This is a genomic window from Bacteroidetes Order II. bacterium (assembly GCA_016788705.1).
In the GTDB taxonomy this organism is placed as follows: domain Bacteria; phylum Bacteroidota; class Rhodothermia; order Rhodothermales; family UBA2364; genus UBA2364.
Window position 1 is genome coordinate 211427 of record JAEUSQ010000018.1, and the last position, 16497, is coordinate 227923.

The following is a 16497-nucleotide window of genomic DNA, read 5'->3' on the forward strand; positions in this document are numbered from 1 at the left end:
GATGTATCCTCCTCCAATCAATGCTCCTTCCATTGCCGTCATTCTGGGTAGTTCATTCCATTCAGCGACCTTCCAGAAATGGGAATTGGTCGAAACTCCGTTTAAAACCCCCTTTGGATCAACTGTTTTGCACCGAGTTCCATTACAAAACAAAGTTGCCTGGGTGCTATTCCGGCATGGTTCACCACACCGCTTCCTTCCCAACCAAATTAACTACCGGGCGAACGCATATGCCCTTAAAATGGTCAACTGCCAAGCACTGCTAATAACCAGTTCTGTTGGGGTTATGACAACAGACTTGCCCCTATATAAAATATTATTTCTGAAAGACTTGCTCTATCCTGAAAATCGTTTACCAGATGGCAATACTTGTACCATGTTCCCACACCCTACTCCCCAGCAAGGGCATTTGGTCTTGAATGAAGGGCTTTTTTCGAAGGCATTAACCCTTCAATTAATTCAGCACTTTACACCGCTTCAGTCAGAAATTTTCATGAATGTAACTTTTGCCTATGCAGGTGGACCGAGAACCAAAACGCCGGCTGAAAATCGTTATTGGGCGGCAATGGGGGCACAAGTCAACTCGATGACGTTGGCCCCAGAAGTTGTTTTGGCAAATGAATTAGAAATTCCATGTGCGGGTTTGGTGGTTGGACACAAATATTCGGTTCCAGACGTGCAAAATCCGCCAGATGGAAGCATTCAGGAAACATTGGACACCGCCCGCGAAAGATTAGAAAATGCGGTGCAATGGTTTATCGAGGAAGGGACGCCCGTTCCATTTAGAAATCACCTTTTTCGTTTCTAATAGTAAAGGCCGAAGTATATTGCTCCGACCTTTACTATTACTTCTATTGATCAACAACTCATCGGATCATATTGCGCTGCTGCTGAAGCCAGCGGTTTTTTTCATTCATTTCGCGGAGGCGATCCAGCATGTATTGTAGATCTGCTTGGCTTGGTCTGTATGGCGAAGGCGTAGGAGGCATAAAACCGCCAGTAACTTCCTTTTGTTCTTTTTCAGAAAGAACCTTGATCTCTGTTTCGTTTTTGAAGATGTTGTTCGTTTTCATAATTGAGTGCCTTAGAGGTAATAGGGTAATTTCTTATTTAACCTGACAAGAAAAATTTTTGGAAGACGCTGAAGCGGCTTGTCCACTCATTAGAGCATTATTACAAACACTCTGCGCTGCACTGATGCCAGTATTTTGAGAAGCGAAGTAACCTGCAACACCAGCGCTAATTGCACCAATGGCCCAACCGACGGCTGCAATCCAAGCACCACCTTGTGCTTCCGCCAATTCATCATTTGATAAAACCTGTACTTCGTTTTGCGCAGCAAATTCTGCCAAGGTCATTTTTTGGGTTTTCATATGTTTTTGGGTGTGGGTATGTAGGGAATGGGAAAAATCTTCCCGGTTAGTTTCTTTAAAGGGTTTAGGGATCAAGTGCATCTTGCATCACTAAATGTGGAACATTCCAGATGAAGGCTCATTTTATTCTATTTTTGGATTAAGGACGTGTCTAAGATTCAGCGCCAAAAAGAAAAGTTTAAATGAAGTATCAATAATTTTCAACGTAACCTGTCATTTTTTAAAAAATATTTTGAGAAAAACAAAAACACCTACCTTAATTAAACTATTTCGTGCTTTTCAGCTACAAGGTAAAAACCATGCCTACCCATACGCTTCCCTTGACCTTTGATCTTTTTAACTTAGAAAAAGCCCAGTCGGTTTTTTCCAATAAGGCATTACCGCCAATCTGGACGCCGCTTTCGGGTGGCAACCTCAACTACGTTTGGCGCTGGGGTATTTTTCCAAACTCGGTTATCGTCAAACAAACCCCCCCTTTTATTGCTGCTGCACCCAAACACCCGTTTAATCAAGATCGGCACCACTTTGAAAGACAAGCCCTGACGTTTTTAAACACGCCCCCCCCTTCCCTTCCCCATAATCCCCAAATTCATCTGCCAGTGGTTTTGGCACACGATGCCCCTTCGGCGGTGTTGGTCTTGAGCGATTTTGGACCATCTCCCGCTTTAGGTTCAGCAAATGTACAAGCAGGATTCGATCCAGTTTTAGGCAAAAATTTAGGCTTATTTATTAAAGAATTACACCTTTCGACATTAAAAAACAAATATTTACTCCTTAATCATAACAACTGCACCGTTCAAGAGACCCGATTTGAAATTCAGTATCGTTTCATTGGGCAGCAAGCCCTTACCCACAAGTTACCTCATGCACCTGAAATACAAGCGGCTGCACACCACTTGGGAGAAGTCTTTTTGCAGGAGGGGATTTGTCTTATCATGGGCGATTTATGGCCCGCCTCCCTCTTAGTCCTTGCACAGGGGCTTGCAGTGATAGACTGGGAACTTTCGCATTATGGTCAACCAGCACAAGATGTTGGACACCTTGCGGCCCACCTTTGGATGCTTTATCACCGCAATCAAAATCCTCACTTTAGAATGCGCATTCAACAATTTTGGCAGGGTTTCATAGAAATGTATTTTTACCAAAATCCAGTGTTTGATCTTAATCAGCAGCTGCGTGCCATTCAGCACTTGGGGGCAGAAATTATGGCGCGAACCATAGGGGCCTTTCGGTCTGGTTCAGCGTATGAGGGCCTTTCGGTTCATCATCCTGTGCAACAAGAAGCCCTTCAGTTCGCAACCAACTGTTTACTTGAAAACGATCTATCATTGCAACAAATGTTTTCGCCCTTTCACATCCCCTATTTTTAAACAAGCAAAGGAGTTATATATTGGACCTGTCTCCACTTCAATCAATCCCGAATTCCAATGAAAAAATTCCTGTACATTTTTTGCCTGATTCCGATATCGGTATGGTCCCAAGTGGACGTTCCATTGATCCGGCCTGATTTTCAAGCCCCGGAATTTACTGCCCGCCGCAACGAAATTATCCGCCAGATCGGTAGCGAGGGCATTGCAGTCCTAAAAGGTGCCCCCAGCCCGCGAGGCTTTACCCGCTTTAGGCAAACAAATGAATTTTATTACCTTAGCGGGATAGAAGTTCCTCATGCCATCCTCGTAATGGACGGCAATACAAGACAATCGTTTCTGTTCCTCCCCAATAGAAATGAGGCGCGGGAACGCAGCGAGGGCAAAATGCTCTCGGCAGAAGATGCCGATTGGCTGCGCGATACACAGGAGTTTGATGGCGTCTATAGCACCGATCTTTTTGCGGAATGGCTGGGCCGCGTAGCGAGACGCGGAAAACCCTATACCCTCTGGACGCCTTTTCAACCGGGAGAAGGATTTGCCGAAAGCCGAGACATGGGTTTAAGGGTCCATGCAGACTTGTACTCGGACCCGTGGGATGGACGCCCCAGCGCCGAGAACCGTTTTATTGCTTTGCTCAAAGAACGATTCCCCATGTTTGAACTCCGGGATCTGAATCCTAAAATGGATGAAATGCGCCTTATTAAAAGCCCTGTAGAATTGGAGCTAATTAAAAAGTCCACCTTTCTTAGTGGATTGGCGCTGATGGAAAGCATGAGATCGGTCCAACCAGGGATGAAGGAATTAGAGTTGGATGCCGTTGCTAAATTTATTTTCTACCGCGAAGGGGCCATTGGAGATGCCTATTATTCTTTGGTGGCAAGTGGACATAATGCCTTTTTTCCTCATTACAACGCCGGACAACGTGTGATGAAAGATGGCGACTTCCTGCTCATGGATTATGCGCCCGATTATGGCTACTATATGAGTGATGTTACCCGAATGTTTCCCGTCAATGGTAAGTTTAGCCCTTGGCAACGTGAATTATATGGATTTTATTTGGCTTGTTATAAAGCCATTTTAAGACACATAAAACCCAATCAAACCGCAAGCCAAATCAGGGCCAAAGCAGTGGCCGAGATGGAGGCCCTCTTAGAAAAAACCACGTTCTCTAAGCCCGAATACGAAAAAGGCGCCCGAAACTTTGTGTTTACGTACCGAGCAGGCTCGTTTAATGCCTTTACGACCCTCGGACACGGCGTAGGAATGGCCACACACGACGTGGGGAGTTATAATGGCCCCTTAAAACCTGGTATGGTATTTACGATTGAACCCGCCCTGCGCGTACCAGAGGAATTGATTTATATCCGACTCGAAGACATGATCGTCATTACAGAGACGGGAGCAGACATCCTTTCAGATTTTGTACCCATGGAAATAGACGAAATTGAACGTTTGATGGCCGAGCCGGGTATTTTACAAACCTATACCCGAACAACGGCTAGCATCAAGCGATAAATAGAATGGAATTTCCCCCGATTCAGGTGATTGTTGGGCCTACGGCTGTGGGAAAAACCGCCTATGCCATCGAATACGCCCTTCGCAATAACGGAGAAATTGTTTCGGCAGATAGCCGACAAGTTTTTAAGGAACTACACATCGGGACCGCCAAACCTTCCCAAGAGGAACTAAAGGCGGTTCCGCATCATTTTATCAGTGAAAAAAACCTTTCAGAACCCTATTCTGCTGGTATTTTTGCCAACGAAGCCAATGCACGACTGACCAACATCTTTACACGCGGCAAAAACCCAATCGTTTGTGGAGGCTCCACGTTATACCTCAAAGCCTTGATTGATGGCCTAGCCGAAATTCCCGAAGTGGACCCTGCCATCCGCAATCACCTGATGACAGAATTGACCGAACGAGGAAACCACGCCCTCTATCAAGAACTCGTATTGACGGATCCAGTCTTTGCCCAGACGTTAGACCCCACCAAAACCCAACGATTGATTCGCGGTTTAGAAGTAGCACGCGGTACTGGAAAACCCTTGTCCTTTTTCCATCAACAGCAACACCGTCCACCCTTCACTTTCGACGTTACAGTACTCGCCCGTGAGCGGAAAACCTTGTATGAACGAATCAATCTGCGCGTGGATCAAATGCTGCAAGATGGGTTGATAAAGGAGGTACAAGAACTATTACACGCTGGATTTAGTCCTGAAATCAATGCACTCAAGACCATTGGGTATCAAGAACCCATCGCTTATCTTTTAGGGACACTGCCGTATGACCAAATGGTAACCTTGCTCAAGCAGCATACCCGAAACTATGCCAAGCGGCAAATAACATGGTTTAGGCGATTCGATCAACAACTTCAGTTGCACTAAACCTTTTGCAAATCAATAGACTTAAACGATCATCGTATCTAAACGGTAATTTTGACTTCTAACGTGTTGGTGCTATATTAAACCATTCGCTCATTAAACCATTTTGCATCATGAACAACCTTTCATATTCAGGCAAATGGCCTTTGTTCTTTCTGCTCATTTTATTGTCCATTGCAGCATTTTGGTACTTTAAAGGTCCAAATGACAACACCGAAACGGCAAAAACCGATGGAACTCCAGCTCCGGAAGTCACCTTAGAACAAATTCGGCAACGCGGTGTTCTACGGGTTGGAATGGAGCCAGAATCCCCGCCTATGTATTTTGAACAAGAGGGCCGCAAGCAAGGCTTTGATATGGAAGTGATCGAAAGCCTTGCAGGACGAATGGGTGTGGACAAAGTGGAAGTGGTTGAAGCCTTGTATGACTATCTTCCCGAATTGGCCAAAAGTGGTAAAGTAGATGTCTTCATGAGCGGCTACATCCCCGACGATAGCATCGAAGGGGTAGATTGGTCGGATGGATATTTGGAATTTGGATTCTGTCTGATCACCAAAAAAGGAAGTGGCATCCAAAATATACGGCAATTAAAGGGCAAAAAAATTGGCATCTACGACGATCCCGCCGCCGCCGATTGGGTGAAAGAAAACATTCCAGGTTATAGTTCTTTGTCGAAATACCAAGGAGTGGGTTGGTTGCGTAACCTCAATGATGGCAGTGTAGATGCCGTCATCTACGACTATCCGTTTGCCGCCAAAGAAGTACTTGAATTTCCGGATCTTAGGATTGTCGAACTTAACCTGAACACAACCGAATATGCCATTGGGATGGCAAAAGGAAGTGCAGACTTAAAAAATACGCTCAATAAATTATTACCATCCTTCCTTACATCGGCCTCGTATGAACGGGTCGTAAAAGCGTATCTCGAAAGTGAAGCCGTCGAAGTGGAAGACCTCCCCACAAGCTCCAAGGCTTATGTGGTAAAAGGCGGCGATACCCTGCTTCAGATTGCACAAACGGAATTAGGAGACGCAAAAAAATGGAAAGAAATCTGGGAATTGAATAAAAAACGGCTTCCGAACCCCAACCTCATTAAGCCTGGGTTTTCGTTGCAGATGCCATGATGAAGCCGGCATTCATACCCGGCTTTCATCAGCTTAGGGGGATTGCCTCTGTGTGGGTTGTTTTGTTCCACGTAAAGATTTATTTATTCCCAGAAGTACACCCGCTCTGGCTTCGGCCTTTGTTACGTGGATATTTGTTGGTGGACTTATTTTTCGTACTCAGCGGCTTTCTCATCGGCTATCTATATGGCAAACATTTTAAAGAAGCTATATCCTTACAAACTTTTTTTTCCTATCTAAAAGCACGCTTTGCACGGATTTATCCGCTACACCTATTCACGCTTTTCCTTTTGGTTTCTTGGTATGCCTTAAATGTCTGGGGGTTTGGTAAACCAAGGGAATATGGCCGCATTTATGTAGAAGAAGCCATTGCCACCCACTTGTTAATGGTTCAGGCTTGGGGATTTCATTCTGGCAACACTTGGAACATCCCCTCGTGGTCTATTAGTACCGAATGGGCAGCCTATTTATTGTTCCCCTTTTTGTGGCATGTGTTGTACAGATGTGGAAAAGTTGGGGCAATAGTGGGAATTACGGTTGGCATTCTTGGGTATGGGTGTTTGGAATGGCTGCATCCCAAAGAAAATTTAGACATCACCTTCGACTGGGCGGTATTGCGGGGTCTGTCTGGGTTTGGTATCGGCATGGCTTTGTATGCATTCACCCTTCTTTCTCCACGACATCCCTTTTTCACCTTCCCGTTGTCTTTAGTGAAGGTGATTTTTCCATCATTTACCGTCATCACACTAATTGTCATGACATATGCTCCAACCGATACCCTTGTGGTTGCCTTATGGCCTTGTTGGGCTTGGCTGGCCTACCAATCGTCTGTACAGACGGGCATGTTGCGCAAAGCCTTGACGTTTCTCGGAGACATTTCCTTTGCCTTATACATGATTCATTTACCAGTCTTATACTTGGTTCCACAAATACTCGGTATGGGTGATCCAGAGAGGATGGGTATTGGAGACCGAATGGGCATTTCTGTGATTTTCATTGGATTTGTTTTATGGGCTTCGTACCACACCTATCACCGCATCGAGCGCCCATCCAGAAACTGGATCCGGACAAAATTGGGCATTACCCCTTTATCGGCTGTTGATTAAGACACCAAATTTCTTATTTTCTCTACAAACCATCTTCATTTCACCCAAAATCCCCTTTATATGAAAAAATCTTCTGGCCATACCCCCCTTTTTTCCTCGTTGCGGCGCGCCATGCGTTTGGCCATTGCCGCAAATAAAAAGCATACTCCCCCAGCGGATGAAATGCTTGACCTTTACCATGAAGCACAAGCCAAGCGCTTGCTTTCCCGCCGAGAATTTGTGGCTCTGGGCGCGGGTGCGGCCACACTTGGGATTGTGGGTTGTTTGCCTGAACCAACAAACAAACCTGAAAACACACAAAAAACCACCGAGATTGCTAAAATTGCCATTGTAGGGGCGGGGATTGCGGGCCTTCATGCGGCACATGTCCTCCAAAAAGCAGGTGTCCAATCGGTGGTGTATGAGGGCAGTGGACGGGTAGGCGGGCGGATCTTTACCGGAATGGATGTGGCGGCCCCCGGTCTTTATGCAGAAATGGGGGGTGAATTTATTGATTCCGGCCACGAAGACATGATTAATCTGTGTAGCGAATTTGGACTAAAACTGAATGATCGTTTAGACCCTAAAGGAGAAGGGAGATTTAAAAATGCCTACTTTTTTGATGGACGCCATTACACCGAGCAGGAGGTTATTAAAGCCTTCCAACCAATTGCTGCCCGCATGGACGAAGACATCAATAAGCTCAGTGAATACTTCACCTATAAAGAGTTCTCGCCCGATGACCAGCGATTGGACAAACTTTCCATTGCCGCTTATTTAGACAGTATTGGTGTTTCTGGGTGGTTCCGAAAACTGTTGGATGTGGCCTGGGTGACTGAATTTGGACGCGAAACACAAGAACAAACGGCACTTAACCTGCTCTGGCTCATCAGTACCGATACCACCGAGGGCTTTAGCATCTTTGGCGAAAGCGACGAACAGTTTAAAATTGACGGCGGTAGTGAACAACTTACCCGCGCCTTGTACAAAAAACTTCAGGCCCAAATTAAAATCTCCCATAAATTGGAGGCCATCAGACCCGGTAAAAATGGCGGCTACATCCTTTCTTTTGCCACTGGCGGCTCAACCAAAGATGTTGAAGCCGAAATGGCCCTGATTACCATTCCATTTACTTTATTACGTGAAGTGGACCTACAGATTCCCCTACCGGAGGTTAAGAAGAAAGCCATCCAAGAATTGGGATACGGAACCAATGCCAAATTATATGTCGGTTTTAAAGACCGCGTATGGCATAGCAAAAATTACTCCGGAGAAGCCTTCACCGACGAAGGATTCCAGCTTTCTTGGGACAACTCGGCCTTCCAACCAGGCCCTTCTGGAGGTCTTACCTTGTTTTCCGGCGGCAAAACGGGTGTTACAGTTGGCAATGGCCCCCCCGAAAGCCATATCAATACGTTTATGGCTGGTGTGGACAAAGCCTTCCCCGGCGCGTCGGCGGCACGCAATGGGCAGACGGCCCGTTTCCACTGGCCCACGTATGAATGGGCGAAAACGTCTTATGCCTGCTATCTTCCGGGGCAATACACCACCATTGCCGGCGCCGAATTTGAACCCGTGGGCAACCTGTACTTTGCGGGAGAACACACCAGTCTTGACTATCAAGGCTATATGAACGGCGGTGCCGAGACGGGACGCCGGGCCGCAGAAGGCATATTGGAAAAACTTGGGAAACCAGCCACTTCCTGATTTTTGCCTCCAGAAACCAAACCAAAGCCCCATATCTCGCGAGATACGGGGCTTTCTTATAAAGGGATTACCTTTGGGAATCCGTTACACAAGGGATCAATTTTTGGGATCAAAGATTTTTTCAATCCGAACAAGGGCATCTTGGTAGTGCAAGCGGGTAAGTTCATCTCGGGTCTTCGGGAGCGCTGTCCGCAACTGATTTTGGAGCTTTTGCAATTCACCCCGTACCAAGGCCCGTACATCCGATTGGCTGGCATTGACGCCAATACCAAAAATTTTGGCGGGATTAAACGTGGCAGAAGGCGTAAACGCAGGCACCGTATTGGTATTCATCAAGGCATCAGCCCGGTCTAAATATCCACGTTGTAGGTTCCGGCGATAAGCATCCACCGCAGCTCCCGTAGCCGCTTCGGTCCAAACCCCATTACGCACATCTGTCAACAACTGCAACGCCGTGTATTGGCCACCGGGTTCGCCCAACGCATTTGCTTCGATGATCCGCCCAATACGTGCAATATCCAACACTTGGTTCAAAACACCCACTTGGGTTGTCCGAACCCGCTCCATCATCCCAGTGCCTTCAAAACGACGCAACACATTAGGATCTACCATCCACATAGGAGTTTTGAAACATTGGTCAATCAAAAATTGCAGGGCGCGTTTTTGCTTTTCAGCAGGCACCATCGAATAAACCACCCCTGCCTGATCCATGGTTTTATAGTCTTCCTGCACCCCACCAATGTTGTTCAAAACATGGCCCATATAGCGGCGATATTGACCCACCACCTGACCATATAGTTCTTCCAAGTCTTTATAATCCTTCGCACTTTCATTCGTCCAATTTTGTAGGTTTGGGAGAATGCGCTTCAGGTTCCGGATCCCCAATTCACTGGCCCGCATCGCATCGTCTCCTAAGTCCTCGGTCTGGGAAGAGGGATCATACCCCCCCTGTTTTCCAAATCGGTACATCCGGTTGTTTTCTTTTTCACGAATCCAAGCATTAAGAACCGACCGTTCGTCATCGGCAGATTTTGCTTCTGGAATAGGACGATATCCCCAACGGATAGCGTGAATGTCGTAGACCCCAATGCCGGGAAAAAGATTCACCCCTTTGTCTTCTGGCTGCGCAACATAATTAAAGCGGGCATAATCCATGATGGAGGGCGAAATAAAATGCTTTTTGGTAAACGTGGCGGAGCGGAGTGAGTCCACAGGATAAGCGGAAGAAGCTCCCATATTGTGCGGCAGACCCAAGGTATGTCCCACTTCGTGCGCCGAAACAAAGCGGATCAGCTCGCCCATCAGTTCATCCGAGAACTTCACTTTTCGGGCCTCTGGATTGACAGCAGCGGTTTGGATGAGGAACCAGTTCCGAAGCAAGTTCATGACGTTATGATACCATCCAATATCCGACTCGATGATTTCGCCGGAACGGGGATCCGCCAAACTCGGTCCATACGCATTTTCAATATCCGACGAAAAATACCGGATTACCGAATACCGCGCATCTTCTGGGCTAAACTCCGGGTCTTCTTCTGCGGTAGGCGGATCTTTGGCAACGATGGCATTTTTGAACCCAGCCGCTTCAAACGCAACCCGCCAATCGTCCACCCCTTTTTTCAGGTATGGGCGCCATTTTTCGGGCGTGGCGGGGTCTATGTAATACACAATTGGCTTAACAGGTTCTACCAACTCGCCGCGTTTCCAAGCATTCCAATCCTTAGGTTCTAACCGCCAACGCTTGATGTAGGTCCGGGTTTCGGCACGCTGGGCATCCAGCCCATAATCTCTGGTGGAAACAGAAAAATAGCTCACACGGTTGTCTAAAAGCCTCGGTTGCATCGGTTTTTTGGGGAGTAGCAACATGGATTGGTTCATCTCTACCGAAATCGTGCCCGTTGCAGATTGGCTGGGGGGTGCACCTGCATCATACGTCAAAATGTGACGCACCTCAACATTAATCGGATAACTATTCATCCGGACAATCATGGTACGCTCCGGATCCAAGCGCCTAACCTGAAACTGCGTCCGCTGAAACGAAGGCAGGCCCAAAATCGGGATGTCTTGCGTAAACAATTGGGTGGCTTCGATGACCACCGCAGACGTGTCGCTGTTGAAGGCACGAATATCAAAGGCCCGGATGATCGGCTCAAAATTGGACGCTTCTACCGCCTTACGAATGGGCAGGCTGTCGGCAGCCGTATTGCGATAACTAATCGTCCGTAGCAAGATTTTTTTGTCGGCGCGTTGCCAGCGAATCACTTGCTCATTTTGGGATTGCTCGCCGCCATAGCCTAAGTTGTCAGCGGTTTTGGCAATACGACTCACCAATAGCATTTCTCGGTTCAGGAGCGAATCCGGCACTTCAAAGTACCATTTTCCATCCACTTCGTGAACCCAGAACAGCCCTTTATCGGTTTTGGCTTTCGCCGTTATCACTTCTTTATACGGCTTGATACCGGTATCCGGTGTGCCCGGACGTGCCCCCGCCGGAGGCGTGGCTGCAGTTGGCGTGGCCGTTGCAGGGGTGGCAGGCTTTGGTGCATTAGAGGCAACGGGTTGTGTGGCAGGTGGCGTCGGAGGCGTCGGTTTGGCGCCCGAACAACCCGCGATCAACACCATCAGCCCAAACATCATTTTGCTGATAGTACGACTCATGTGGTTTGTATTTGGGTGAGATTAAAAAGGTAAGGAAGTACAATATACCTCATTTTGGGGACGGATTTACCAAGATTGGGTTACACGTATCAATCTGATCTTTATCTCGACCTGTTCAGCAATCGGATTTTTGCTGCGTTTTACCCAATCAATTAGTATCTTCAAAACGTTTTTTCATCTTTCGTCCTTTTCGTATTCTTCGCTTTTGTGCCTATATGTTCCGAACCTTATACAACAAAGCTTTGTTTTTATTAAAGTTAAAAAAACCCAATACTCTTTGGATGCCTGCACATTTTTCGGAAGGTATGGTGTTGCAACAACAAACCAAGGTGCCCATTTGGGGCAAAGCCGAACCCGGCCTTACGATTCGGGTAAGTGCTTCTTGGCAAAGCGAAACCATAGAAACCACCACCACCGCACACGGGGTTTGGAACCTCCGCCTTGCCACACCGCGTGCTGGCGGGCCGTTTTCCCTGAGCATTACAGATGGCCACCAAACCTTTCACCTCCAAAAGGTATTCATTGGCGAAGTATGGCTTTGTTCGGGGCAATCCAATATGGAGTGGAGTGCCAATATGGGCATTCTGAATGGCCGTTTGGAAGTGGAGGCCGCCCAATATCCGCAAATCCATTTTTTTAACGTGGCCCGCCATGCCTCTGAAATCCCGTTAGACCACCTCAAGGGGAAGTGGCAGGTTTGTACTCCGGCCAGTATGCAAAATTTCAGCGCCGTTGCCTATTTTTTTGCACGACGGCTACAAGAAGTCCTGAACGTCCCCATTGGGTTGATACAAGCGGCTTGGGGCGGAACACCTGCCGAGGTCTGGATACCGGAAAAGGCACTGATGGCCAACGAATTTTTACGCGAAGCCGCTAAAAAACAGATACCCCGCCTTTGGGGGCCTCATGAACCGGGCAGAACCTATAACGCCATGATTCAACCCCTGTGGCCTTATAAAATCGCTGGCGTCTTGTATTATCAGGGCGAATCGAATGTGGAAAATGCCTATGCTTATGAAGCATTGTTAGAGACGCTTATTACCTCTTGGCGGACAGAGTGGGCCGAGGTATTTCCCTTTTTTATTGCCCAAATTGCCCCCTATGACTACGAAATTCCCGAATCCGGGGTGATGATTCGGGAAGCACAACGGCGCGTGGCCAGTAAATTGGCTGCCAGCGGCCTCGTGGTGACGAGCGACATCGGAAATGTGCAAGACATTCATCCCATGAACAAGCAAGACGTGGGCCTTCGGTTTGCCAACCTGGCCCTGAACAGCCACTACCAGCAAGAAATGGGCCTAACCTCCGGCCCTATGTTCCGCAAAGCCGTGCGAAAAGGCGAACAAACTGTGGTCTATTTTGAAAACGCCTTGGGCCTCTGTACCAGCGACGGCGCACCACCCACGCATTTTGAATTAGCCGGGCCATCGGGGGACTTTTTCCCCACTCATGCAGAAATTCTCCAAGATACCGTGATCCTCACCTCACCCACCACATTAGCCATGCCCGTCCAAATCCGGTTTGCATGGCACAATACCGCTACGCCAAACCTCGTTAACCGCGCAGGCCTCCCTGCATCCTGTTTTAAAGGAGAGGTCGAGGACTTTTCCCCCAAGGCAGGCGCTTAAAGGTATCGCTTCTAACCCCTGCAAAACGCCCTCTAATGCGTTGAATGATGAACGCTTCATGGCGAAGGGGAATTCATGTACCCCCAATAAGGGTGTCGCCCTCAATCTTCCGAAGAACAAGTCGCTATACAGCCATAAAAAGTATTGCCCTCTCTGCTTCGTCAGGCCAGAAACAACTAACACATTTTTCAAAACCTAAATCATTATATATACTACATCTACACAAAATTTAAACATTGAATTCGACGTTCTTGCACCTACTTAAAAACAGAACTATATTGTGGTTGCCCTTAGTGAAGCCGTATAAATACTTTCAAATCCCCAAATACATGCGTGCATCCCATATGCCCGATTTATCGTTTGGTATTTTTTCGCTTTGAAATCCGCTGTACCACCGAGATGCACCTGCGTCCGTTTGTGGCTTCGGTCTTGCGTGGCGCATTTGGATCTCAATTCCGGCGCTTGGTCTGCCTCACCCGCATGGAGACCTGCGAGGGCTGTATGCTGCGTTCACAATGTCCATGTGGTGTTTTGTTTGAACCCGCACCGGATACGCTGACGCTACATTTTCTAACCGCTACACACCTGAAACACAACCGCCAACAAGTCCGAATCCCCGAATTCCACCACATCATTTGAACCCTCTACCGGAGAATCTCGAACCTGATGTATTTCTATGAGGGCAAAATATGGGAACTTGACTTTAATGCCGCATTCGCCGACGCCGAGGCCGTGGTTACCATACACCGGAACACCCGCTGGAAAAACCTACGACGCTATACCGCTCGGCTCCAAACCGAGTTGGATAATGAGGGCTTTGCCGGAGACCTTACGTTCTATGGCAATATCGCCCCTTTTTGGCCAGCACTCCTCGCCGGACAGTTCCTCCACATGGGCCATGCCGCCGTCTTTGGACTGGGAAGATACACGTGCTCGGTCTCAAATGTAGCACCGATTTCTGCCTAAAACGATTGTACCCCACCACCCCACCCACTTCGGTTGACCCTCTCAGCTGAATGGTATTTTTATGTGTTTTATTATGCTTTTTTGTTGTAAAAATAGTTTCAAAGAATATACTTTTATAGCATTTAGGGGTTTACAATGCGAGAGGGATTTGGTATATTGTTTGTATGCAATTTCACAAATTTTGTTGTAAACTTATACATAAAACATCTTCTCCCTCATCCGTTTTTCAAGAATGCCTACATGGAAACTTTAACCTATACCTGCGAAGTCATTAGCCCTATGTTCCTGACTGGCGCTGATGGAGATACACCAGAACTTCGACCTTCCAGTTTGAAAGGAGCTATGCGTTTTTGGTGGCGTGCATTAAATGGGCATTTACCCCTTACAGATCGGACTGAAAAAAGGAGGGATGAGACGATATTCATCAGAACCGGACTAAAAACCCGTGAAACCCAGATATTTGGAGGAGCAGGCGGAGGACAAGATGCCCAACGAAGTTCTTTTTCCATTCAGATACGGGCCACAGAAGTAGATATTCAGTCAGAAGCACTTGTGCCACATAAACGTTTTATGAAAGCAAAAGCGTTTACAACTGGCTCTGCTTTTGAGGTAATCTTTAGATTTCCGAAAGGATATAAGATCAGTGCCAAAGAAAATGAAAAGGAAATAATCTTTGATCAGGAAAAGTTGGATGCTTTATTTCGGCTAACGTGTATTTTAGGCGAGCTTGGAAAAAGGGTAAGACGTGGTATGGGAAGCGTAAGTGTAGAGTCTATATCAATGCCCACTCTCTTTAAATATATTTCTGTTATGACGCCTTTTTATAAAAGAGAGGACAACTTAATTGTTAATATTTTTAAAGGACGTATTGAAGATTATGGAGTAATTGAAGAAATCGAAATTGGTACCCCTACAGAAGTAGCCCCATTTCTTCTTAAGGTGAGTGAAGCCACCCATCATGGAAAAGCTAAACATAAAGAGTCTTACGAAGTTTCAATGCGGCACGCCATACCACTAGACATTTGGAAGAGTTGTAGGAATTTCATACTATTGAGGTAGTGAAACAGCCAAGATCCTCATGTCCTCGCTACACAGCAAGAATAACGACTTTATCTCGAAGTACGGCCGAGCGGCGTACTCGAACCTATTCCTGATCGTGCATTTGATACAAATCTGTCGGACGGTGAACCTGAATCGGCTCAAACTCAAGATGTCGCATATCCTTCGTAGGACAGGCCATTCGACTACGCCTTCAAGCCACTACAAACGCCTCTGCCGGTTTTTTCAAGATTACGGAAACGACCCCGTTTTTTTGAGGAAGCCAGCCTATTGCTCGTGCAAATGCTTAAAGCAAAGGGCTGCCGACTGTTGCTGCTTGACGGGACAACGTGGGATTTTAACGGTGGTCACATACATTATCTCGTGCTTTCCATCTTGGTTCGCGGTGTCTCGATCCCCATCTATTTCGCAGACCTTGAAAAAGCGGGCGCTTCCAACCAAGAAGAGCGCACTACGTTTATAAAAAGGGTCTTGGGCAAACTCTGCATAGAGGGAATGACCCTGATTGCAGATCGGGAATACGTGGGCGAGGATTGGTTTTAATCCGTAATAGACAATAAGTTAAACTTCATCATTCGCCTCAAAAAAGGAGATTATGAGGTGGTCTACAATGCAGGACAAGGCGGACGATACGACAAGGCTTGGGCAAAATGCCTTCGCACGGGAAAGGTTTCGGCTAGGACAATAGAACTGCTTTCTATCCCCTACACACTTGTGATGTGCCTCAACAGGAACCGCAAGGCAGCCGACAAAACCCTCTTTCTCCTCTCGAACTTGAAAGGTCGCAAAGCCATTGCCCAGACATACCTAATGAGGTGGAAGATAGAACGGATGTTCAAGCAGTTGAAGAGTGAGGGGTACGACATCGAAGCCGTTAACCTCAAGACCGCTGAAAGGCGGTGTCTGCTCATTCTTGCCGCTTGCATCGCTTTTGCCTTGACGGTGGCTGCTGCTTGGGGGAGGTATAAAAAATTCAAGACCATCAACAGAAAGGATGGCTTGGTACACCTGAGGTGGTCTGATTTAGGCGGACACAAATCTAACTTAATATTGTGTCATGAAGAAACAAGAACAAGCATTAAGTCCTGCAAGTGCGAACCGGTTGCGGCGCAAGTATGACAGGGCGTTCAAAGAAGAAGCAGTGCG

At 47.1% G+C, this 16497-nt stretch carries 16 protein-coding genes; 13 read left to right on the plus strand and 3 right to left on the minus strand.

Annotated features, from left to right (window positions below; genetic code table 11):
* Window position 1 precedes the first annotated feature (1 nt).
* Window positions 2-808, plus strand: coding sequence for a 5'-methylthioadenosine phosphorylase (locus tag JNN12_04675; protein ID MBL7977614.1), 807 nt, complete (start codon window positions 2-4; stop codon window positions 806-808).
* Window positions 809-866: 58 nt separating this feature from the next.
* On the opposite strand, the gene JNN12_04680 is transcribed toward JNN12_04675, so the two are convergent.
* Both JNN12_04680 and JNN12_04685 read right to left on the minus strand, forming a co-directional pair.
* Window positions 867-1073 carry a hypothetical protein gene (locus tag JNN12_04680; GenBank protein ID MBL7977615.1) on the minus strand — a complete coding sequence of 69 codons (207 nt, stop codon included), beginning with the start codon at window positions 1071-1073 and terminating at the stop codon, window positions 867-869.
* A 33-nt stretch (window positions 1074-1106) separates the two neighbouring features.
* On the minus strand, window positions 1107-1373 hold the full coding sequence (locus JNN12_04685) for a hypothetical protein (protein MBL7977616.1): 267 nt from the start codon (window positions 1371-1373) through the stop codon (window positions 1107-1109).
* Between the two features lie 299 nt (window positions 1374-1672).
* Between JNN12_04685 and JNN12_04690 the strand changes: the two genes are divergently transcribed.
* The 6 genes from JNN12_04690 to JNN12_04715 all read left to right on the plus strand — a co-directional run bounded on the left by JNN12_04690 (window position 1673) and on the right by JNN12_04715 (window position 9040).
* Complete coding sequence (locus JNN12_04690; protein MBL7977617.1) at window positions 1673-2743, plus strand: phosphotransferase; 1071 nt, start codon at window positions 1673-1675, stop codon at window positions 2741-2743.
* A gap of 57 nt (window positions 2744-2800) precedes the next feature.
* Window positions 2801-4258: an aminopeptidase P family protein gene (locus JNN12_04695; protein ID MBL7977618.1), complete on the plus strand. Its 1458-nt coding sequence runs from the start codon at window positions 2801-2803 to the stop codon at window positions 4256-4258.
* Window positions 4259-4263: 5 nt separating this feature from the next.
* Entirely contained in the window at window positions 4264-5127 is an 864-nt protein-coding gene (gene miaA, locus JNN12_04700; GenBank protein MBL7977619.1) for a tRNA (adenosine(37)-N6)-dimethylallyltransferase MiaA, read from the plus strand.
* Window positions 5128-5237: 110 nt separating this feature from the next.
* Window positions 5238-6248: a transporter substrate-binding domain-containing protein gene (locus JNN12_04705; protein MBL7977620.1), complete on the plus strand. Its 1011-nt coding sequence runs from the start codon at window positions 5238-5240 to the stop codon at window positions 6246-6248.
* Window positions 6245-7354, plus strand: coding sequence for an acyltransferase (locus JNN12_04710; GenBank protein MBL7977621.1), 1110 nt, complete (start codon window positions 6245-6247; stop codon window positions 7352-7354). Before JNN12_04705 ends, JNN12_04710 begins: the two co-directional genes overlap by 4 nt.
* Before the next feature lie 60 nt (window positions 7355-7414).
* Complete coding sequence (locus tag JNN12_04715) at window positions 7415-9040, plus strand: FAD-dependent oxidoreductase (protein MBL7977622.1); 1626 nt, start codon at window positions 7415-7417, stop codon at window positions 9038-9040.
* Window positions 9041-9136: 96 nt separating this feature from the next.
* Here the strand turns inward: JNN12_04715 and JNN12_04720 are convergent, their stop codons facing one another.
* A complete protein-coding gene (locus JNN12_04720; GenBank protein ID MBL7977623.1) occupies window positions 9137-11698 on the minus strand; it encodes a zinc-dependent metalloprotease in 2562 nt (853 codons plus the stop codon).
* Window positions 11699-11979: 281 nt separating this feature from the next.
* On the opposite strand from JNN12_04720, the gene JNN12_04725 reads away from it, so the two are divergent.
* From JNN12_04725 to JNN12_04750, 6 genes are all read left to right on the plus strand, one after another.
* The gene (locus tag JNN12_04725; GenBank protein ID MBL7977624.1) at window positions 11980-13326 is read left to right on the plus strand and encodes a hypothetical protein; all 1347 of its coding nucleotides are present in this window, start codon (window positions 11980-11982) and stop codon (window positions 13324-13326) included.
* 333 nt (window positions 13327-13659) lie between these two features.
* Window positions 13660-13965, plus strand: a complete 306-nt coding sequence (locus tag JNN12_04730; GenBank protein MBL7977625.1) for a hypothetical protein — start codon at window positions 13660-13662, stop codon at window positions 13963-13965.
* Between the two features lie 27 nt (window positions 13966-13992).
* Window positions 13993-14292 carry a CRISPR system precrRNA processing endoribonuclease RAMP protein Cas6 gene (gene cas6, locus JNN12_04735; GenBank protein MBL7977626.1) on the plus strand — a complete coding sequence of 100 codons (300 nt, stop codon included), beginning with the start codon at window positions 13993-13995 and terminating at the stop codon, window positions 14290-14292.
* A gap of 240 nt (window positions 14293-14532) precedes the next feature.
* Entirely contained in the window at window positions 14533-15351 is an 819-nt protein-coding gene (gene cmr1 / locus JNN12_04740) for a type III-B CRISPR module RAMP protein Cmr1 (protein ID MBL7977627.1), read from the plus strand.
* A gap of 282 nt (window positions 15352-15633) precedes the next feature.
* Entirely contained in the window at window positions 15634-15894 is a 261-nt protein-coding gene (locus tag JNN12_04745; protein MBL7977628.1) for a hypothetical protein, read from the plus strand.
* Between the two features lie 57 nt (window positions 15895-15951).
* Window positions 15952-16470 carry a hypothetical protein gene (locus JNN12_04750; GenBank protein ID MBL7977629.1) on the plus strand — a complete coding sequence of 173 codons (519 nt, stop codon included), beginning with the start codon at window positions 15952-15954 and terminating at the stop codon, window positions 16468-16470.
* Window positions 16471-16497 lie beyond the last annotated feature (27 nt).

What these genes read in the sequence shown, in the direction of transcription:
- cmr1 (MBL7977627.1), top strand. Translation starts at nt 14,533, where the DNA reads ATGGAAACTTTAACCTATACCTGCGAAGTCATTAGCCCTATGTTCCTG.
- JNN12_04745 (MBL7977628.1), top strand. Translation starts at nt 15,634, where the DNA reads ATGCTTAAAGCAAAGGGCTGCCGACTGTTGCTGCTTGACGGGACAACG.
- JNN12_04725 (MBL7977624.1), top strand. Translation starts at nt 11,980, where the DNA reads ATGCCTGCACATTTTTCGGAAGGTATGGTGTTGCAACAACAAACCAAG.
- JNN12_04720 (MBL7977623.1), bottom strand. Translation starts at nt 11,698, where the DNA reads ATGAGTCGTACTATCAGCAAAATGATGTTTGGGCTGATGGTGTTGATC.
- JNN12_04680 (MBL7977615.1), bottom strand. Translation starts at nt 1,073, where the DNA reads ATGAAAACGAACAACATCTTCAAAAACGAAACAGAGATCAAGGTTCTT.
- JNN12_04710 (MBL7977621.1), top strand. Translation starts at nt 6,245, where the DNA reads ATGATGAAGCCGGCATTCATACCCGGCTTTCATCAGCTTAGGGGGATT.
- JNN12_04690 (MBL7977617.1), top strand. Translation starts at nt 1,673, where the DNA reads ATGCCTACCCATACGCTTCCCTTGACCTTTGATCTTTTTAACTTAGAA.
- JNN12_04715 (MBL7977622.1), top strand. Translation starts at nt 7,415, where the DNA reads ATGAAAAAATCTTCTGGCCATACCCCCCTTTTTTCCTCGTTGCGGCGC.
- JNN12_04675 (MBL7977614.1), top strand. Translation starts at nt 2, where the DNA reads ATGTATCCTCCTCCAATCAATGCTCCTTCCATTGCCGTCATTCTGGGT.
- JNN12_04705 (MBL7977620.1), top strand. Translation starts at nt 5,238, where the DNA reads ATGAACAACCTTTCATATTCAGGCAAATGGCCTTTGTTCTTTCTGCTC.
- JNN12_04685 (MBL7977616.1), bottom strand. Translation starts at nt 1,373, where the DNA reads ATGAAAACCCAAAAAATGACCTTGGCAGAATTTGCTGCGCAAAACGAA.
- JNN12_04695 (MBL7977618.1), top strand. Translation starts at nt 2,801, where the DNA reads ATGAAAAAATTCCTGTACATTTTTTGCCTGATTCCGATATCGGTATGG.
- cas6 (MBL7977626.1), top strand. Translation starts at nt 13,993, where the DNA reads ATGTATTTCTATGAGGGCAAAATATGGGAACTTGACTTTAATGCCGCA.
- miaA (MBL7977619.1), top strand. Translation starts at nt 4,264, where the DNA reads ATGGAATTTCCCCCGATTCAGGTGATTGTTGGGCCTACGGCTGTGGGA.